Below are 19,345 nucleotides of genomic sequence, written 5' to 3'. Positions count from 1 at the left end.
GTGGCGCCATGGCTGACGTCTTCGTCTCCTATGCGCGGCGCGATCGGGCGCAGGTCGCCCCGCTGGTCGCGGCGCTCGAGCACGAGGGCTGGAGCGTCTGGTGGGATCCGCAGATCGCGCCGGGCGAGGAGTTCGATGAGCTCATCGCCAAGGAGCTCGACCTCGCAGGGTGCGTGGTGGTGGTCTGGACAGAGGCCTCGGTCGCCTCGCGCTGGGTGCGCGGCGAGGCGCGCGACGCCGCCGATCGCGGGCGGCTGGTGCCGGTCAGGTTCGGGACCGCGCACCTGCCGATCGACGCGCGGGCGATCCACACCACCGATCTCGACGGCTGGGGCGGCGAAGCTCAGCATCCGGCGTTCCAGCAGCTCGCTCGCGCGGTGCGCAACCTGCTGGAGCCGGAGCGCGGCGCGGCGGCGCCCGCGTCGGCCGCGTCGCGCTCGGCCTCGCGGCCGGCGATCTGCGTCCTGCCGTTCGAGAACATCAGCGGCGATCTCGAGCAGGAGTACTTCAGCGACGGGATCAGCGAGGACATCATCACCGACCTCAGCCGCATTTCCTCCATCGACGTCGCCTCGCGGAACACCGCCTTCACCTTCAAGGGCCGGCGCGTCGCCATCCCCGAGGTGGCGCGCCAGCTCGGCGTCAGCCACGTCCTGGAAGGCAGCGTCCGCAAGGCGGGCAACCGCGTGCGGATCACCGCCCAGCTGATCGAGGCGGCCAGCGACAAGCATCTCTGGGCCGAGCGCTACGACCGCGACCTCGACGACATCTTCGCCGTGCAGGACGACATCTCCCGCTCGATCGTCGCAGCGCTCAAGGTGCGGCTCGCCTCGTCCGAGAGCCAGGGCCTCGCCCAGCGCGGCACCAGCGACCCGGACGCCTACCGCTTCTACCTGATGGCTCGCCGGTATTGGCGGGGCGGCTGGACCCGCCACCGCGACGTGATCGTGCGGCTTTGCGAAAAGGCGGTTTCGCTCGATCCGAACTACGCCCGCGCCTGGGCGCTGCTGTCGATCTGCCAGGCCGACCTGCGCTTCTCGTCGGACAATTCGGGCCAGTACGGGCTCGAGGCGGCCGAGCGGGCGCTGGCGCTCGAACCGCACCTCGCCGAGGCGTATTCGGCCAAGGGTCGGATCCTGACCGCGCAGGGCCTGCGCGAGGCGGGCTGGGAGCAGCATCGGCGGGCGCTCGAGCTCGATCCGGAGTCCTACGAGGTGAACGCCGGCGCCGCCCGCTGGGCGTTAGGGGGCGGACGGCAGGAGGACGCGCGGCGCTACCTCGAGGCGGCCGCGACCGCGGACACCGAGGACATCTGGTCGGCCGGCATGCTGATCCAGGTCCACGAGGCGCTCGGCGACGAGCCGGGAACCTTGAGCTGGTCCCGGGAGTGCCTGGCACGCGTCGAACGGGGCCTGGCCGCCGAGGCGGACAACGGCACCGCCCTGTCATTCGGCGTGGCGGCGCTCGTTCGCCTGGGCGAGCTCGAGCGCGCCCGCGACTGGGCCGAGCTCGTGCTGCTGGTCGATCCGGACAACCTCAATGCGGTCTACAACGTCGGCTGCGGCATGGCCCAGGCCGGCGAAGCCGATCTCGCCTTCGAGCTGCTGGCCAAGGCCTCGACGAACGTCGGGCTGGAGGGCCTGCAGAACATCCGCATGGATACCGATTTGGACCCCCTGCGCGCCGACCCGAGGTTCGCCGCCCTGCTCGATACGGTCTCCCGGCGCCTCGGCCTCGAACCCGTTTCAGTGTGATCGGGGTCCTCCCGAAGGCGAAGGCCCCAGCTCCGGCCGGCCGCGCTCGCGGTGCTGTTCGCGAGGAGCCGAGCCGTCACCCCTCCGCTTGACTCGCCCGTCCCGGCAGGCTCGCATCCTCCGTGAGATCAGGGGCTGGGAAGCGCCCATCGGGGCGTTGGGGCGAATTGGCTGAGATCCACGCGGTTTCCATCACCTATCGGGGGCGCCGCTGCGACGGCGAGTGGTACGTGCAGGATGGCCTCCTCCACGTCCGGTGCCCTTACGGCGAGACGAGCGGCCCGCCAATCGGGGGCGGCCGTTCGATTTCTACGCCGGCGGAGCGCGCCCAGCGCATGCTTTGGCGCCTCGTCCGAGACGCGGACCCGCACAAGTCCATTATGGATTTCTGGTCGCCGGCCATCGATCGCACGCTGCGCGGCTCCGCTCCCGCCGGCCCCGCGCCGCCGCAACTCTATATCGCCATCGCCGCATTCACGCTGCTGCTGGCCGGCGCCATCTACTTCGCGCACCGCTAAGCCGAAGGAGACGCGCCATCAGCCCCGAGCGGTTCGGCCCGTGCTTCATCGCCTGCGCACGCCACCATCCCGGCCCTTCCTCCATCGAGGAAGAACGGTTTGGGGTGATGCCCTCACCCCGCCGGCAGCACGTTCTCCGCCCGCCTCGCCTGAAGCCGGTCGAACTCGGCCCACACCCCGGTCTCGCCGTGCCAGGCGCCCTTGGTGGCGGCCTTGGAGTACTCCGTCGCGCGGGCCTCGAAGAAGTTGGCGTGCTCGACGCCCGAGAGCATCGACTGCAGCCAGGGCAGCGGGTTCTCCTTCACGCTCCCGAACACCTCCGGCAGGTTCAGCTGGCGCAGCCGCCAGTCGGCGATGAAGCGGATGTAGGCCTTGATGTCGGCCGGCGTCATGCCGGTCACCTCGCCCGCCTCGAAGGCGAGGTCGATGAACTTGTCCTCCAGGCCCACCACCGTCCTGCAGCAGTCGACGATGTCGGCGGCGACCGACTTCGTCACCGCGCCGGTCTCGGCCTGGAAGGCGTGGTAGAGCTTGATCATCCCCTCGCAGTGCAGGCTCTCGTCGCGCACGCTCCAGGAGATGATCTGGCCCATGCCCTTCATCTTGTTGTGGCGCGGGAAGTTCATCAGCATGGCGAAGCTGGCGAACAGCTGCAGCCCCTCGGTGAAGCCGCCGAACATGGCGAGCGTGCGGGCGATGTCGGCCTCGGTCTGCACGCCGAACTGCTGCATGTAGTCGTGCTTGTCGCGCATCGCCTGGTAGTCGAGGAAGGCGGTGAACTCCGCCTCCGGCATGCCGATGGTCTCCAGCAGCAGCGCATAGGCGGCGATGTGGATGGTCTCCATGTTGGAGAACGCCGCGAGCATCATCTTCACCTCGGTCGGTTTGAAGACCCGGCCGTAGCGCTCCATGTAGTTGTCGTTCACCTCGACGTCCGACTGGGTGAAGAAGCGGAAGATCTGGGTGAGCAGGTTGCGCTCGCGGTCGTTCAGCTTTGCCGCCCAGTCCTTGCAGTCTTCGCCCAGCGGGATCTCCTCGGGGATCCAGTGCACCTGCTGCTGCTTCTTCCAGAACTCGTAGGCCCACGGGTAGCGGAACGGCTTGTAGGCGTAGGAAGGAGTGAGCAGGCCGGGCAGGGATTTGGACTGGGTCACGGAACTTTGGCCTCGGGTGAACGGACGGACTGACGCGGAGCGCGCCATCACGCTAACACCGAAACTGACAACATCTAGCGCGAAATTGCCGCTCCGGCCCAAGATGTTGTGAATTGTCTGGGGATGGGGCCGAATGACGTCCCTCATCCTCAATGCAGGAGGGTGGTGGTGCGGACACGGAGGCGTCGCAGCGGACGCACGTGGCGCCTGCGTCGCTTGGGACTTGCCGTGGCCGCCCTGCCGCCGCCACCATCCCTGGCCCTTCCTCCATCGAGGAGGAAGCGAGCCGTGCGAGCGCCACGCAGGAGGGACGTCGATGGCTTCCGAATACGTCGTCTGGGGCGCCAAGGGCTCGGGCTCGGTCCCGGTCGAGGCGGCGCTCACGCTGATCGGGGCGCCCTACGAGCTGCGCGACCTTGCCAACTGGTATGACGTCCAGACCGACGCCGAGGCGGGGCGGCTGAACCCGCAGCGGCAGCTGCCGGCGCTGGTGCTTGCCTCGGGCGAGGTGATCACCGAGAGCGCCGCGATCCTGCTCTACCTGGCGGAGGCGCACCCGCAAGCCCGGCTCGCGCCGCCCGCCGATGCGCCCGAGCGCGCGCAGTTCCTGCGCTGGATGATCTATGTGCCGGCGCAGATCTATTCGATGTGCTGGGTGCGCGACGTGCCGAGCCGGCTGGCCGCCGGGCCGGCGGCCGAGGCGGTGATCAAGGCGCGGACCCGCGAGCGCGTCGCCGACTGCTGGCGCATGATGGACGCGCAGGTCGAGCCCTCTCCGTGGATCGCGGGCGCGCGGATGAGCGTGCTGGATATCTACGTGACCGTGATCTCGCGCTGGATCATCGGTCGCAGGCGCTTCTATGAGGTCGCGCCGAAGATGGCCGAGGTGGTGAGGCGCGTCGACGCCGAGCCGCGGCTCGCCGCCCTGTGGGCCGAGCGGATGCCGTTCGAGGAGGGCTGGGAAGGCTAGGGCCGCGGCTTGACCGAGAGCGAGAAGGCGACCAGCGAATCGGCGTGCGGGTCGATCCCCCGCAGCAGGTGCTCGCCCTTCACCTCGCGGTGCACGAAGCCGACCGAGGACTGCAGCGCGCCCTTGCGCCAGCCGACGCCCACCTGGGTGTCGCCGACCAGCCGCGAGGTCGGGTCGGTGGACCAGCCGGCGCGGTTCCAGCCCTGCTCGCCGTGCAGCATGTTGAGGCCGACGGCCCGGCCGCTGGCCGCGGCGAAGATGTACCAGCGGCCCTGGCCGCCGAATTCGGCCCCGTCGCGCACGCCCATGGCCTTCAGCCGCTCGCCCGCCAGGTCCGCGCGGGACAGCTGGACGGTGGCGCCGGCCTCGGCCGAGCTCTCTCCGTAGGAGTCGAAGCCCAGGCCGGCGTGCGGCTCGACGTCGACGGCCACGCCGGCGGCGCCGAACGAGAACCTGCCGATCGAGACGCGCATGGTGTCGGCGGCGGGGCTGCCGATCGCCCAGGCGGAATTGTGGTCCAGCAGGCGGCCGATGGGATCGTTGTCGGCGGGCGCGGCGCCCGGGGCGAAGGCGGCTTCGGCCAGCGCCTGGGCGGTTGGGACGAGCGGCGAACCTTGCGGCGCCGCCAGCGCCGAGCCTGCGGCGCAACTCAAGACGATGGCGAGAATAGGCGCTCGCCGCATCCGTACGTCTCCCAGCCCGGCTCCTGCACCGCGGCGGCCGCGCTGCAAAGGTTCCAGGAAGCTAAGGCGCAACCGGCGAACTAGTTCCGCATCATTGCCAAGCTGCGGCGCCGGGCGCGTTGACCTGTCTCAAACTGGACCTTGCAAGACCTGGGCCAGCCCCTATTGGCAGGCGAGGCACTCCTCGTAGTCGGTCTTCTCGCCGCTTGGGTTGTGCAGCGCCGCGGCCGCCTCGCCCCCCGCGTGCGCCGCCCGCTGCACCGACTTGGAGCGCAGATAATAGAGCGACTTGCACCCCCGCTCCCACGCCGTCCAGTGAAGCATGTGCAGGTCCCATTTTTGGATGTCACCCGGAAGGAACAGATTGACCGACTGGGACTGGCAGACATCCGGCGTGCGATCGGCCGCGAGCTCCACGACCCACCGCTGATCGATTTCGAAGGCGGTCTTGTAGACGTTCTTCTCGTCCTGGCTCAGAAAGTCGAGGTGCTGAACGGATCCCTCGTTCTGCAGGATGGAGTCCCAGACCGCCGGCGTGTCCTGGGTCTTTTCCTGAAGCAACCGCTCGAGATACGGGTTCTTCACCGCGAATGACCCTGAGAGGGTCTTGTGCGTGTAGATGTTGGCCGGGATCGGCTCGATGCCTGCGCTCGTCCCGCCGCAGATGATCGAGATCGAGGCGGTGGGCGCAATCGCGAGCTTGTGGGAAAAGCGCTCCATCACCCCGCGGTCGGCGGCGTCCGGACAGGGGCCGCGCTCGGCCGCCAGCGTGCGGGACGCCGCATCGCACTGGCGCCGCAAGGTCTTGAACAGCCGCATGTTCCAGCTCTTCGCGAGCGCGCTCTCGAAGGGCACGTTCTGGCTCTGCAGGAAGGAATGGAAACCCATCAGGCCGAGGCCGACGGATCGCTCCCGCTGCGCGGCGTAGACGGCGTTCTTCATCTCCGGCGGGGCGCGCTGGATGAAGTCTTCAAGCACGTTGTCGAGGAAGCGCATGACGTCCTCGATGAAGCTCGGATGGTCGCGCCACTCGAGGAACTTCTCGGCGTTCACCGAGGACAGGCAGCACACCGCGGTCCGTTCCTCGCCGAGGTGATCCTTGCCGGTGTGCAGCATGATCTCCGAGCAGAGGTTGGACTGCCGCACCGACAGTCCGAGCTCGCGCTGGTGCTGCGGCATCGCCCGGTTCACGGTGTCGGCGAAGATCAGGTAGGGCTCGCCGGTCTGCAGGCGGATCTCGAGAATCTTCTGCCATAGGCTGCGGGCGTCCACCTCGCGGATCACCTCGCCGGTCTTCGGCGAGCGCAGCCCGAACGGGGCGCCCTCGCGCACCGCCTCCATGAACTCGTCGGTGACCGAGATTCCATGGTGCAGGTTGAGCGACTTGCGGTTGAAGTCGCCCGAGGGTTTGCGGATCTCCAGGAACTCCTCGATCTCGGGATGGTGGACGTCGAGATAGACGGCGGCGGAGCCGCGCCGCAGGGACCCCTGGCTGATCGCAAGGGTGAGCGAGTCCATCACCCGGATGAAAGGGATGATGCCGCTGGTCTGGCCCGCGGCCTTCACCTTCTCGCCGATCGAGCGGACGCCGCCCCAATAGGTGCCGATGCCGCCGCCGTTGGAGGCCAGGGCCACGTTCTCGTTCCAGACCCCGACGATGCCTTCCAGGTTGTCCGGCACGGCGTTCAGGAAGCAGGAGATCGGCAGCCCCCGCCCGGCGCCGCCGTTTGACAGCACCGGCGTGGCCGGCATGAACCACAGGTTCGAGATGTAGTCGTAGATGCGCTGGGCGTGCTCGGCGTCGTCGGCGAAGGCCGTGGCGACGCGGGCGAACATGTCCTGGTAGGACTCGCCCGGCAGCAGATAGCGGTCCTCCAGCGTCGTCTTGCCGAAATCGGTCAGCAGCGCATCGCGCGTACGGTCGACCTCGACCTTCCTGACCAGCTGCAGCTGCGGCCGCTCGGGCCGCCTCTGGCCCCGGTCCGCCGTTTCGGCAACCCCAACCTTCGCCGCTTCGCTCATCGTCCCCAAACCCTACTATGCAGGCGGTGGCTCCCCCGGCCCCGATCTGCTCGCCCAACAATATGTTGTGGGCCCGGGAGCCCAGACAACCCACATATGGGGACACAGTGCCTAAGGAGTCGTCAATGAGGCGGGCCGTCCGCCCCCAGCTTTTTTCGTAAACAAGAGGTTAACGCGTGCGCCGGCGCCTCGGCAGGCCCAGGCTTTGGACCGCCGCGGAATATCCGCGCTCACGCGACTGTGAACGGCGCCGTCACCCCCTGAGCGGCCAGACCGCGGCGATCAGCAGAGTGCCGGCAACCAGCACGAGGACGCTCAGGGGCGCGCCCAACCGTGGGTAGTCCGAAAACCGGTAGCCGCCAGGCGCCATGACCAGGGTGTTGCACTGGTGGCCGATGGGCGTGAGGAAGTCGCAGGCCGCGCCCACCGCCACCGCCATCAGGAACGGATCCGGATGCAGGCCCTGCCGCTCGGCGAAACCGGCGGCGATCGGCGCGAAGACCAGGACGGTGGGGGCATTGTGCATGAACGGCGCGCTGATCATCGCCAGGAGCATGAGCGCGCCCAGACCGACGAGCGGCGGCGTCGGACCGAGGATCTGCGAAAGCCAGCCCGCCGCGAGGTCGGCCCCGCCGGTCGCATGGATCGCCTCGCCCACCGGAATCAGGGCGGCGATCAGCACCAGCACCGGGCCGTCGAGAGCGGCGTAGGCCTCGCGCACGCGCAGGCCGCCGAACGCCAGCATGGCGACGGCGGCGGCGAAGAAGGCGATCGCCACCGGCGCCAGGTGGAAGGCGATCGAGAGCATGGCGGCCGCGAGAATGGCGGCCGGCGCGAGCGCGCGGCGGAAGCCGCCGAGCCTGACGTTGCGCTCGGCCAACGGCAGCACGCCGAGATCCTCCAGCGCGCCCGGGAGGTTGCGCTCGCCGCCCTGCAGGATGACGATATCGCCGACCCGCAAGCGAACGCTGCGGAGCGTCTGGTTCAGCCTCAGCCGATAGCCGCTGCGGCTCACCGCCAGCAGGTTCACGCCATACTGCCCATGCAGATCGAGCTTGGCGGCGGACTGGCCCGCCAGGATGGAGTCCAGCTCGATGACGCCTTCGACGACGCGCACTTCGTCGGTGGGCTGCTCCATGAGCACGGGGCGATCCGAGCGCGTGAGCTTGAGCTTGGCGCGGGAGATGATGGCGTCCAGCGCCTGTTGCTCGCCCTCGAGCAGCAGGACGTCGCCGGCCTGCAGGCGGGTGTTGGCGTGCGGCTCGCTCCGGCGGCTGCCGCCGCGCAGCAGGGCCATCACCGAGACCCGCCCCTCGGCCAGATGCTGCAGGTCCGCGATGCGGCGTTTCTCCGGCGCCCAGTCCTCGGGTACGGCCACCTCGGTCACGTAGGGCTTGGCCTCGAGCACGGCGTCCATCGTCTTGGCGCCCGTGCGGGCGTGCGGCAGCAGGCGGTAGGCGAAGACCAGGAAGACCACGCCCATGGCGGCGAGACCCAGGCCCACCGGGGCGAAGTCGTACATGCCGAACGGCTTGCCGTAGAGTTCCTGGCGCACCTGCGAGACGATGATGTTCGGCGACGTTCCGACCAGGGTCACGAGGCCGCCCAGCAGCGACCCGAACGACATCGGCATCAAGAGGCGCGACACCGGCGTGCCGGTCCGCCGCGCGGTCTGGGTGGCGATCGGCATCATGATGGCGAGCGCGCCCACGTTCTTGGTGGCCATGGAGAGAAGGGTCACGGCCGTGACGAACACCGGCGCCTGGCTGCGGGCGCTCTTCAGGCGGGGCGTGATCGGGCGCAGCAGGGCTTCGATCAGGCCGGACTTGCCGAAGCCGGCGCTGACCACAAGGGCGCAGGCGATGATCACCACAACGTCGTTGGAAAAACCTGCGAAGGCGTTGGCGGGCTTCACGAGGCCCAGCGCCACGGAGGCGAGGAGGGCGAACAGCGAAACGAGGTCGTAGCGGAAGCGCCCCCAGATGAAGCACGCGATAGTGACGACGACCAAGCCGAAGGCCAGGGCCTGGTGATAGGTCATGCGCTCTCCCCGGGCGCCGGATCGCGGCGGACCGAGGCAGGGAACGCAAAGCGCGACTAATGGCTGCCTGGGCTGACGCCGCCGGAGGGCCGTTCGCTCCGGTCAGAGCCCCATAGGAAAGGAGCCCGGCCGTACGGCCGGGCTCCCGTTAGCTTCCGTCCGAACGATCGCGATCAGAAGTTGATGTCGATCGTCGAGCGGCGGTTCAGCGGCTCCTTCACGCCATCGGGCGTCTGGACTGCGAGGTCCTTCTCGCCCTTCCAGTCGACCGCCAGGGCGGACTGGTTGACGCCGAGGCCCACCAGCGCATCGGCCACCGCCTTCGCGCGGCGCTCCGACAGACGCACGTTGTAGGCGTCCGAGCCGGAGGTGTCGGTGTGGCCGACCACCACCACCTTGGTCGCGTGACCCTGGTTGGCGTAGTTGGCCGCTTCCTGCACCACCTGCTGCGCTTCCGGCGTCAGGATGTACTGGTCGAAGGGGAAGTAGACGATGAACTGCTTCGCCTCGAAGGCCGGCGGCGGAGGCGGCGGCGGCGGAGGCGGAGGCGGCGGCGGAGGCGGAGGAGGCGGCGGAGGCGGCGGAGGCGGAGGCGGCGGCGCAGCAAACGAGTAGCGCAGCCCCAGCGTCACCGAGTTATCCTTGTACTTGCCTTGGAACTTGCCGGGCTGCAGCGCCGCCGTGCCCGTCGAAGCGAAGGTGAGGTCCGAACCGTCCAGATAGCGATAGGTCAGGTCCACGTTCAGGCGATCGGTCGCCCGCCAGGCGACGCCGCCGATCAACTGCCAGGCGAAGGCGGTGTCGTCATCGCCGATATGCAGGTTCTGAAGCGCGGGATTGGCCCCGCCGCTCGGCGTGCCGGTGATGACGCCGGTGACGTTGGAGAATTGGCCGTCGACGTGCATCGAGAGGTGGTTCACGCCGACGCCGGCGCCGATGAACGGATCCAGGCTCGAGCTGGGCAGGATGTCAAAGAGGACGTTGCCCATGACGGTCCAGGACTGCATGTCGCCATTGGGCGATCCGCATCTCGGCGCCGCAGCCGTACGGGTGACGGCGGGGGTGCAGAGGCCAAGAACCGCCTGGTTCGAGCCGCCGCGGACCGATTCGACCTCGCCGGGCCGGTAGCCGACCTCGAGCTCGACCCGCCAGTGGTCGCTGACCTGATAGCCAACGCGGGCGAAGCCGGCCCAGTCGTTCTTCTGGTCGAAGTTCCAGGTGAAGGGGATGCCGTTCGCAGCGTTGTTGCTCGACGTGCCCTTCCACGCGTCCGGCCAGTGGTAGCCGAGATCCGCGGCGCCGTACCAGCCAACCTGCGCGGCAGCGCTGGAGGCGGTGAAGACCGCGATCAAGGCGGCTCCCGCCAGGAGTTTGAATTTCATTCTCAAAGCCCTCTCGTTGCCCTTCACTGCTGCGGCCATTTGACCCAGCACGGTTTATATCAAGGCCCGTCGGTTGCGTAAGTGTCGCTGAAGCCACACTCAGACCGCAATCTCCCAAAGCCGCTCGACCCAAGCCAGGACGCTATACGACCTCCACGCCTGCAATCAACGCGGCGGCGGATGGCGGAGCCCTCCAATCTCAGGTCTCGATGCTCCTGGCGTCCGCCGAAACCGCCGAGCCGTCGGTCGATTTCTCGGCCTTCACCTCGGCGCGAACCAGGGCCATCCTGACAGACCATTTGCGAAGTCATTGTTAATATTTTGGAAGCTCTTGCGACGCCGCAGCGCGAGAGCGGCGCAGCGGGATTGACCCTCACGCTGATGCTGCCGTTCGCGCTGTAACGCAACAGGCCCATACGCCCCACTTCGATCCCGCGCCGCCCCTGCAGCGATGGGCCTTCAACGTCCATGGCCGCGCTTGGTTCCGGCGCCCGGCTGATTCGCCCTAAGGCCGCGCCGCGCCATCATTCCGGCGCCGCTTCGCCCCAGGGAGGGCAGGCGCGCTTGTCAGAGCCGCGCGAAGGCCTACAGAGCCGCCATGATGTTCCCGAATCCTCGTCCTCGCCTCGCCTGGAGCCTCGCGGCGATCCTGGGCCTCGCCGGCCAAGCCGCGGCGGCGCAGGGGGCGCATGCCCGCATGGAGGTCCGTGACGCGTGGAGCAGGCCGGCCGCGGCCGGCGGCACCGGCGCCGGCTTCCTGACGCTGGTCAACCACGGCCGCGCCGCCGACGCCCTGGTGGCGGCGGAGACGCCTGCGGCCACGCGGGTGGAGATCCATCGCACGGGGATGACCGGCGGGGTGATGTCCATGGCGCCGGTACGCCGACTGGAGATCCCGGCCGGCGGCGCGCTGACGCTCGGGCCCGGCGGCGCGCACCTCATGCTGATCGGCCTCAAGCACGCCGAGCGGCCGGGGGACCAGATCCCGGCGGTCCTGAGGTTGGCCAGCGGAGCGCGTATCCGCACGAATCTGGTCGTGAGGATCACCCCGCCGCCTGACGCGAAAACCCGCTGAGCCGCCATGGCGCAGGTCGCGCCAACCGATGGGTCGCAGGTTTGGCGATGGCAAAAATTTGGCCCGCTGCGGGGGATAATCGCAGCGGGCCGCTTCTTGAGCAGTCGCTCTGATGAGCGGGCGTTTCCTCCCCGAAACGCCGGAGACCTCAGGACTTGGCGCCTTCATGTCTCTCGCGACACGGAAGGAACGGCAATTTTCTGCCCGAGTCAACGCACGCCCGGCAAGTTCCCGGCAAGGCCAGATCAGAATTTCGCGAGGCGGCAAATCTTTACGCCGTCATGTTCTCGCCGGGGTCAGCAGACGCGGGCCTTCAGCGCCTCGAAGGGCGGGCAGCCGACCTCGAAGACAAAGTCCGGCCGCGCGGCGGTCACCGGCCCCAGGCCCGCCTCGGTCAGCGCCCGGGCCGCCTCGGACACCCGGGCGGAGTCGACCAGCAGGCCGTTCGGGCGGGGCGCGGCGCCGGCCGCCGCGAGCTTCGCCACGATCCGTTTTTCCGCTGCGCCGCCGGACTGCGGCCAGATGAGCGTGGCGCGCGTGCGCGCCGCCGCCCGAGCCTCGACCGTGCGCAGGAGCTGCTCGGCGGCCGCGAGGCTCTCGGCGCGCCAGGGCGCGCGCAGGCTGGCGGCGAGCTGCGCCTGGCTCTTCAGGATGAGCCCGTCGGCGAGCGTCTTCAGGCCGTTCGCGGCGAGCGTCGAGCCTGTGGTGGTGATATCGACGACAAGCTCGGCCGCGCCTGCGGCGGGCGCGCCTTCGGTGGCGCCGCCAGACTCCACGATTCGGTAGTCGGCGACCCCATGGCGGGCGAAGAATGCGCGCGTCTGGGCGGGGTACTTGGTGGCCACCCGCATGCGCCGGCCGGTCCGCGCCAGATGATCGTGCGCCACCTCCTCGAGATCGGCCATGGTCTCCACGTCGAGCCAGCTCCGCGGCGCGGCGACCACCAGGTCGGCGCGGCCGAAGCCTAGCCCCCGCAGCAGCAGGACGCGGCTGTCGAGGTCCTCGCCCCGCTCGCGCAGCAGATCCTCGCCGGTGACGCCGATGTGAACCTCGCCGGCGTCCAGCGCCTCGGCGATCTCGCCCGCCGAGACCAAGCGCACCTGCGCGCCGGCCAGGCCGGAAAGGCTCGCGAGATAGCCGCGCGCGCCGCCGACCGTCTGCAGCTCCAGGCCGCAATCGGAGAGCCACGCCTCCACCTGCTCCTTCAGCCGCCCCTTGGACGGCAAGGCGATGATCAGCGGCCGGCTCACGCCTCGCCCTCCACATACGCGCGCCAGGGCCGCACGACGCAGCCCACCGCGCCGGCGTCGGCGCGGGCGCCCAACCGGGCGAGCAGGCTGTCGTAGCGGCCGCCGACCGCGATGGGGCGGTCCTCGCCGAGCGCGGCGCTGCGCACCTCGAACGTCAGGCCATCGTAATAGTCGAATGCGTGGCCGAGGGCCGGGGCGAACCGCATGTGGTCGGCCGGCGCGACTTGGGCGAGGCGTTCGAGCCGCGCGCGCCAGGTCTCCAGCGCCGCGTCGAGCATTCCCGCCTTGCGGCCGGCGAGCGCGCGGACCTTGGCCAGCGCCGGCTCCGGCGCGTCGGAGATGGCCATGAACGCCGAGATGGCGCCGGCCTGGTCGGCCTTGAGCGCCGCCGCCCGCGCGGCGTCCGCCTTGCGGACCAGGAGCGCGGCGATCTCGCCTGGACCGCGTCCGCCGACCGGCTCGATGCCGGCCAAGCTCCAGACCTCCTCCAGCAGCGCGGCGGCCTCGGCCTGCGGAAGCCCCGCGAGGCGAGCCGCGAGCGCGCCCTCCGCGCCGGGCGCAGCCGACTCCCGGCCGGCCCGGGCGAGCTCGGCGGCGAGCAGGCGCGGACGACCGGCCACGCGTTTCAGCCGCCCGGCGAGCGCGCCCGACATGCCGAGCGAATCGATGAACGGGCCGAACAGGCCGACGTCGCCGAGCCAGAGCGTGAGGTCGCCACGGCCGCCCGCGCGGGCGGCCTGCCAGGCGATCTGCGCGATCTCGGCGTCGGCGCGGGCCGGCGAGCCTTCGGCGGGGGCGAAGACCTCGACGCCCATCTGCAGGAACTCCTCCGGGCGGTCGGAGCCCGGGGCTGCGCGGAACGCCGCCCCCTCGTAGTAGTAGCGGCCGGAGAGCGCGCCGCGCTCGATATGCTGTCGCGCCACCGCGACGGTGAAATCGGGCCTCAGGCACATCTCGGCGCCCCCTTCGGCCTGGACCACGAAGAGGCGTGCGCGCATGGCCTCGCCGGCGAGGTCGAGCAGCAGGCCGAGCGGCTGCAGAAGGGGGGCGTCAGCCGGCTCTGCGCCGCCGGTGAGCAGCGCCTCGCGGATGGCGGCCCTGGCTTCGCCGGAAACGGCGGGCTCGACCCTCACCGGCGCGGATCCAGGATCTTGCGGATCGCGGCCGCCAGCTCGGCGCGCGGCACGGTGACCTGACCGGGCCGCTCGGCGCGCCAGGCGGCGTTGTCGGCGACGCCGGCCGAAAGCGCGCGGCCGAGGTCGAGGTCTTTCACGGTCGCGGTCCCCGCGGCGAACTCGTCCTCGCCGATGATCACCGCGGCGGGCGAGAACCGGCGGTCGGCGTACTTCATCTGCGCCTTCATGCCTGACTGGCCGAGATAGACCTCGGCGGGAATGCCGGCGGCGCGAAGCTCGGAGGCGACCGCGAAGTAGTCGGCCATGCGGCCCTGGTCGAAGGCGACCACCACCACCGGCCCGCGCACCTCCGCGCCCCGATCGCGGCCGGCCGCTCTGAGCGCCGCGGCCAGGCGGGAGACGCCGAAGGAGAATCCCGTCGCGGGCGTCCGCTCGCCGGTGAAGCGGGCGACAAGGTCGTCGTAGCGGCCGCCGCCGCCCACCGAGCCGAAGCGCACGGCCTGGCCCCGCTCGTCCTTGGTCTCCAGCAGCAGCTCGGCCTCGAAGACCGCGCCGGTGTAGTACTCCAGGCCGCGCACGACCGAAGGGTCGAAGACGGCGCGGTCGGGTCCAACGCCGAGGCTGGTGAGCGCCGCCTCGATGCCGGCCAGCTCGGCCAGGCCCTCATCGCCCGCCGTCGAACCGCCGATCACGTTGGAGAGCCGATTCAGGGTCTCGTCGCGGCCGGCGCCCGCCCGCGTGAAGGCGAGCACCCGCTCGGCGGCGGCGCCGTCGAGGCCCGCGCCCTTGGTGAAGGCGCCGGATTCGTCGAGGCGGCCCTCGCCCAGCAGCAAACGCACGCCGTCCTCGCCCAGCCGGTCGAGCTTGTCGACGGCCCGCAGCACCGCCAGCTTCTGGCCCTCCTCGGCGACGCCGGCCGAAGCCATCAGGCCGTTGAGCAGCTTGCGGCTGTTGATCTTCAGGACCGCCGCGCCCTCAGGGATGCCCGTGGCGGCAAGGCCCTCGGCGGCCATGGCGATGATCTCGGCGTCCGCCTCGGGCCGCGCGGAGCCCACGGTGTCGGCGTCGCACTGCACGAACTCGCGGTAGCGGCCGGGACCGGGCTTCTCGTTGCGCCAGACGAGGCCGAAGGCGTAGCGGCGGAACGGCTTGGCGAGCGTTTCCCAGTTCTGGGCCGCGAAGCGCGCGAGCGGGGCGGTCAGGTCATAGCGCAGCGCCAGCCACTGCTCGTCATCGTCCTGCAGGGCGAAGACGCCCTCGTTCGGCCGGTCGGCGTCGGGCAGGAACTTGCCGAGCGCATCGGTGAATTCGAAGGCGGGCGTCTCGAGGAGCTCGAAACCGTAGCGCTCGTACACCGCCGAAACGGCGGCCAGGATCGCGCGCTCGGCGGCGAGGTCGCGGGCGCGGCGATCGGCGAAGCCGCGCGGATTGCGGGCCTCGGGCCGGGCGGCGGACGGCTTGGGCGGATCGGGCATGCCGGGCCGCTTAGCGGTTGCCGGCGGCGGGCTCAAGCGAGGGTTCTGGAAAGGAGAACGGTCCATGCGTCGGATCCTGCTGGAGGGGGTCGCGACGGACGAAGCTGTGAGCGAGCCCCGTCCGCATCGGCGGGGCTCAGGCGGCGGCGCTTAGGGCAAGCGATCCCAGCCCGATCCCGCGTGGGTCGGATGGTGAGGCCGGTGATGGTGCGCGGCGGCGTTCATGGGGCGGCGCATATAGCCGAGGATGGTGAAGAAAGCGAATCCGCGCTCAGCCGGACGGTCGCGGCTCGGGCGACGGGGCGGCGTCGAACCCCGGCTGCGGGCCGGGGGAGGAACTCAGAGCCCGCGCAACAGCGGGAGGCGAGGCTCAGCGGGGCTTGCGGAAACGGTACAGGAACTGGTCGGTCTTGCCGCGGATCGCCGGGTTGAAGACCATCTTGGTGTGGTCATCGGCGGGGTTGGCGAGGATGTCGCTCGACCCGTCGAACTTGAAGCCGGCGGCCTCGACCTCGGACTTCACCGCGGCCGGATCGATGCGGTGCAGGGTCTCGGTGGCCGATAGCCCCGTGCCGGGCGCGGCGTGGTCCAGCACCACGAACACGCCGCCGGGTTTCAGCGCCGCATAGACGGCCTTGTTGAAGCCCGCCACGTCGGCCGGGCCCATGAACTTGTCGTGCAGGTCGTGATAGTTCTGGCGGATGAACACCGCGTCCAGGCCCTTCGGCAGGTCCATGCGGTCGATCGGCGGGGTCAGCACCGTTACGTTCGGCGTCTGGGCGGCGGTGGACTTCAGGAGGCCCTCCACCTGCGGGTGGGCCTTGATCACCTCGGTGGGGATCACGGCGTAGACCTTGCCCTTCGGGCCGACGGTCTTCGCGAAGATGCGCACGAAGCGGCCGGCGACGATTTCGGCGATCCGGTCCCCGGCCTTCACCCCAACGAAGGCCACCACCTGCGGACCCTTCAGCGACGGGTCGCTCAGCGCATCACCCGGCGCGTTCTGGTCGGTGACCGGGTCGGGGCGCGCCCTCGGCGCCTGGGCCTGGACCGAGCCCGCGAAGCCTGCCGAGGCGGCCAGCAGCAGGCCTGCGAAGACGACGCCGGATGTGCGCTTCATGACGGAGCTCCTTCCCCGAGCTCCAGCTTAGCAGACCGGCAAAGCATGGCCACTCAACGCTTCAGTCGGGCGATGAGCGCGGCGGTGGAGGGGTCGTGGGCGCCCGGCGGCCCGCCTTCGAGATCCGAGAGCACACGGGCGGCCAGGGTCTTGCCGAGCTCGACGCCCCACTGGTCGAAGGCGTTGATGCCCCAGAGCACTCCTTCCACGAACACCTTGTGCTCGTAGAGCGCGATGAGCGCGCCTAGCGGCTCGGGGCTGAGGCGGTCGAGCAGGATGAAGCTCGAGGGCCGGTCTCCGGGGAAGGCGCGCTGCGGCGCGAGCTCGGCGATCTCGGCCGGCGGCCTGCCGGCGGCGGCCAGTTCGGCGCCGACCTCGTCCTGCGAGCGGCCGATCATCAGGGCCTCGGCCTGGGCGACGGCATTGGCGAGCAGCTTGCGCTGGCCGGCGGGATCGCCGTCGGTCGGCTCGCGGACGGCGAGGATGTCGACCGGCACGATGTCGGTGCCCTGGTGCAGGTACTGGAAGAAGGCGTGCTGGCCGTTGGTGCCGGCGTCACCGAACACGGCCGTCGCGGTGGGATGGGCCACCGGGCGGCCCTGCGCGTCCACCCGCTTGCCGTTGGACTCCATCTCCAGCTGCTGCAGGAAGGCAGGGAACAGCCGCAGCCGCTGGGCGTAGGGAACGACCGCGCGGACCCGGCGGCCGAGCCCGTCGCCGTTGAACACATGGGCCAGCGCCAACAGGACCGGCGCGTTCGCCTCCAGAGGCGCCTGAAAAAAGTGCGCGTCCATCGCCGCACCGCCCGCCAGCAGGGCCTCGAACACCTCGAAGCCCAGGGCGACAGCGCACGAGAGGCCGACAGCCGACCAGACCGAATAGCGACCGCCGACCCAGTCCCAGAAGGCGAAGACCTGATCCTCAGGGACGCCGAAGGCGCGGGCCTTCTCGGGAGCGGCGGAGACGGCGACGAGCTGGCTGTCGGCGCGGGCCCCGAGCGCGTCGCGGAGCCAGGCGCGGGCGGTCTCGGCGTTGGTCAGCGTCTCCAGCGTTGTGAAGGTCTTGGAGACCACCACGACCAGGGTCTCGGCAGGGTCGAGCCCGGTCAGCGCCTGCGCGAGCTCGGCCGGATCGACATTGGCGGCGAAGCGCAGCTCGATCGCGGGGCTGAGCGGCTTCAGCGCCTCCCAGACGAGCCGCGGGCCGAGATCCGAGCCGCCGATGCCGATGTGAACGACGGCGCGGAACGGCTTTCCGGCGGCGCCGCGGCGGTCCCCGGAGCGGACCGCTTCGGCGAAGGCGGCGATCCTGGCTCGCGTCGCCTCGATCTCGGGCGAGACCGGCGCGCCGGCGGCGCGGAAACCGGCGCCGGGCGGCGCGCGCAGCGCCATGTGCAGGGCGGGACGCCCCTCCGAGCGGTTGACGACCTCTCCGGCGAACAGCGCCGTCCGGGCGGCCTCCAGGCCCGAGGCCCGGGCGAGATCGATCGCGACGTCGAGGTCGCCGAGGGACCAGGGCTGTTTGGACAGATCGAGGTCGAGGCCGGCGGCGCTCACGCTGAGCCGCGCCAGACGGTCGGGCTCGGTGCGGAACAGGTCGGCGATGCGCCGCTCGGAGGCCCGGCCCGCGGCGGCCTGCAGTCGGCTCCAGGCGGCGTCCGTCTCAGGCACGCGCAGGTCCATCCGGGTGGAGGCTTCCCATCATCACAGGGGCGGGTACTTAACGCTGCAGCCGTAGGGGCGGGTCACCGGATGGGCGATCGGGCGGTGCGCCTTGAGGTCGGCGAGCGCGTCGGCCACGTAGTTGTCCGCGCCCTTCAGGCTCTTGGGGTCGGTGAACGGACGGTCGTCGATGCCGCCCATGTAGACCAGCCGCCCGGTCGGATCGATGATGAACATGTGCGGCGTGGTCTTGGCCTCGTAGGCGCGGGCGAGGCGGCCGTCGGAATCGATCAGCACGGCGGTGGCGTGGCTGTGCACCTTCTTCTTCCAGGCGCGCACCTCGGGCGGGGTCATGTACTCGGCGCTGGCGCGGGGCGCGGTCATGACGGTGAACCAGACGACGCCCTGCCGGCGGGCCTTGGCCTGCAGCCGCTGCATGTTGCCGGAATCGTAGTGCTTGTGGCTGTAGGGGCAGGCGTCGCTGGTCCACTCCAGGACCACGATCTTGCCCCGATAGCCGGCGAGCGCGCGGACGCGGCCGCGCGCGTCGGCAGCCTGGAAGTCGGGCGCGGGCGCATCGATCTGCGGCGCCGCCAGCGCCGGCGCGGCGAAGCCGAGCGCGGCGAGCGCGACCAGGGCTGTCCGGCGCGCGGGTCCCATCAGCCCGCCTTCGCGGCGCCGGCGTCGAGGGCGTGGATGACCGCGCCTTCGGTGAGGATGGCGGGCAGGATCACCGGCTGGGCGCCGCCCGCGCCGTAGACCAGGTAGAGCGGCACGCCGGCCCGGCCGTAGCGGGCGAGCTCGGCGGCGATGGCCGGGTCGCGGCGCGTCCAGTCGGCCTTCAGGTAGGTGAAGCCGTCGCGCTTCATGGCCTCGATCACCGGGCGGGTGGAGAGCACGACGCGGTCGTTGACCTGACAGCTCACGCACCAGGCGGCGGTGTAGTTGACGAACACCGGCTTGCCGTCCGAGCGGAGCGCCGCCAGGCGCGACGGGGAGTAGGCCTCGGCCACGGCTTCGGCCCGCGCCGGGCCAGCCGCCAGCGGCGTCGCGGCGTAGGCGGGCCACACCGCGGCGGCCAGGGCGGCTGCGCCGAGCACACCG

Annotated in this window: 16 protein-coding genes; 4 read left to right on the top strand and 12 right to left on the bottom strand. The window is 70.6% G+C overall.

The window, feature by feature from the left end:
• The first annotated feature begins 8 nt into the window (after positions 1 to 8).
• Entirely contained in the window at positions 9 to 1,754 is a 1,746-nt protein-coding gene (locus tag Q0W60_RS02810; RefSeq protein WP_297692347.1) for a TIR domain-containing protein, read from the top strand.
• A gap of 380 nt (positions 1,755 to 2,134) precedes the next feature.
• Positions 2,135 to 2,272, top strand: a complete 138-nt coding sequence (locus Q0W60_RS02805; RefSeq protein WP_297692345.1) for a hypothetical protein — start codon at positions 2,135 to 2,137, stop codon at positions 2,270 to 2,272.
• Positions 2,273 to 2,385: 113 nt separating this feature from the next.
• Here Q0W60_RS02805 and Q0W60_RS02800 read toward each other — a convergent pair whose 3' ends face one another.
• The gene (locus tag Q0W60_RS02800; protein ID WP_297692343.1) at positions 2,386 to 3,426 is read right to left on the bottom strand and encodes a ribonucleotide-diphosphate reductase subunit beta; all 1,041 of its coding nucleotides are present in this window, start codon (positions 3,424 to 3,426) and stop codon (positions 2,386 to 2,388) included.
• Positions 3,427 to 3,742: 316 nt separating this feature from the next.
• Here Q0W60_RS02800 and Q0W60_RS02795 point away from each other — a divergent pair, with 316 nt between their 5' ends.
• On the top strand, positions 3,743 to 4,396 hold the full coding sequence (locus Q0W60_RS02795; RefSeq protein ID WP_297692341.1) for a glutathione S-transferase family protein: 654 nt from the start codon (positions 3,743 to 3,745) through the stop codon (positions 4,394 to 4,396).
• On the opposite strand, the gene Q0W60_RS02790 is transcribed toward Q0W60_RS02795, so the two are convergent.
• From Q0W60_RS02790 to Q0W60_RS02775, 4 genes are all read right to left on the bottom strand, one after another.
• On the bottom strand, positions 4,393 to 5,079 hold the full coding sequence (locus Q0W60_RS02790) for a lipid A-modifier LpxR family protein (RefSeq protein WP_297692338.1): 687 nt from the start codon (positions 5,077 to 5,079) through the stop codon (positions 4,393 to 4,395). The genes Q0W60_RS02795 and Q0W60_RS02790 overlap by 4 nt on opposite strands.
• A gap of 162 nt (positions 5,080 to 5,241) precedes the next feature.
• The gene (locus Q0W60_RS02785; RefSeq protein WP_297692336.1) at positions 5,242 to 7,101 is read right to left on the bottom strand and encodes a ribonucleoside-diphosphate reductase subunit alpha; all 1,860 of its coding nucleotides are present in this window, start codon (positions 7,099 to 7,101) and stop codon (positions 5,242 to 5,244) included.
• 253 nt (positions 7,102 to 7,354) lie between these two features.
• A complete protein-coding gene (locus Q0W60_RS02780; protein WP_297692334.1) occupies positions 7,355 to 9,142 on the bottom strand; it encodes an SLC13 family permease in 1,788 nt (595 codons plus the stop codon).
• A 173-nt stretch (positions 9,143 to 9,315) separates the two neighbouring features.
• Positions 9,316 to 10,524: an OmpA family protein gene (locus Q0W60_RS02775; RefSeq protein ID WP_297692332.1), complete on the bottom strand. Its 1,209-nt coding sequence runs from the start codon at positions 10,522 to 10,524 to the stop codon at positions 9,316 to 9,318.
• A 598-nt stretch (positions 10,525 to 11,122) separates the two neighbouring features.
• Between Q0W60_RS02775 and Q0W60_RS02770 the strand changes: the two genes are divergently transcribed.
• On the top strand, positions 11,123 to 11,599 hold the full coding sequence (locus tag Q0W60_RS02770; protein WP_297692330.1) for a copper chaperone PCu(A)C: 477 nt from the start codon (positions 11,123 to 11,125) through the stop codon (positions 11,597 to 11,599).
• A 296-nt stretch (positions 11,600 to 11,895) separates the two neighbouring features.
• Here Q0W60_RS02770 and hisG read toward each other — a convergent pair whose 3' ends face one another.
• The 7 genes from hisG to Q0W60_RS02735 all read right to left on the bottom strand — a co-directional run.
• Positions 11,896 to 12,849, bottom strand: a complete 954-nt coding sequence (hisG, locus tag Q0W60_RS02765) for an ATP phosphoribosyltransferase (RefSeq protein ID WP_297692328.1) — start codon at positions 12,847 to 12,849, stop codon at positions 11,896 to 11,898.
• Positions 12,846 to 13,982, bottom strand: coding sequence for an ATP phosphoribosyltransferase regulatory subunit (locus tag Q0W60_RS02760; protein ID WP_297692326.1), 1,137 nt, complete (start codon positions 13,980 to 13,982; stop codon positions 12,846 to 12,848). Before Q0W60_RS02760 ends, hisG begins: the two co-directional genes overlap by 4 nt.
• A complete protein-coding gene (gene hisS / locus Q0W60_RS02755) occupies positions 13,979 to 15,460 on the bottom strand; it encodes a histidine--tRNA ligase (protein ID WP_297692324.1) in 1,482 nt (493 codons plus the stop codon). Before hisS ends, Q0W60_RS02760 begins: the two co-directional genes overlap by 4 nt.
• A gap of 370 nt (positions 15,461 to 15,830) precedes the next feature.
• Positions 15,831 to 16,580 (bottom strand): methyltransferase, encoded by a 750-nt coding sequence (locus Q0W60_RS02750; protein WP_297692322.1) that lies wholly within the window; start codon positions 16,578 to 16,580, stop codon positions 15,831 to 15,833.
• 53 nt (positions 16,581 to 16,633) lie between these two features.
• The gene (gene pgi / locus Q0W60_RS02745) at positions 16,634 to 18,250 is read right to left on the bottom strand and encodes a glucose-6-phosphate isomerase (RefSeq protein ID WP_297692459.1); all 1,617 of its coding nucleotides are present in this window, start codon (positions 18,248 to 18,250) and stop codon (positions 16,634 to 16,636) included.
• Positions 18,251 to 18,283: 33 nt separating this feature from the next.
• Positions 18,284 to 18,901: a redoxin domain-containing protein gene (locus Q0W60_RS02740; protein WP_297692320.1), complete on the bottom strand. Its 618-nt coding sequence runs from the start codon at positions 18,899 to 18,901 to the stop codon at positions 18,284 to 18,286.
• Positions 18,901 to 19,345 (bottom strand): thioredoxin family protein (locus Q0W60_RS02735; protein ID WP_297692318.1); only part of this gene is annotated, 445 nt, incomplete at its 5' end. The genes Q0W60_RS02735 and Q0W60_RS02740, both read right to left, overlap by 1 nt.

Source organism: Phenylobacterium sp. (assembly GCF_025934275.1).
Taxonomy (GTDB): Bacteria; Pseudomonadota; Alphaproteobacteria; order Caulobacterales; family Caulobacteraceae; genus Phenylobacterium.
The sequence above is the reverse complement of the archived record's forward strand: the minus strand, read 5'-3'. Positions and strand labels throughout refer to the sequence as shown.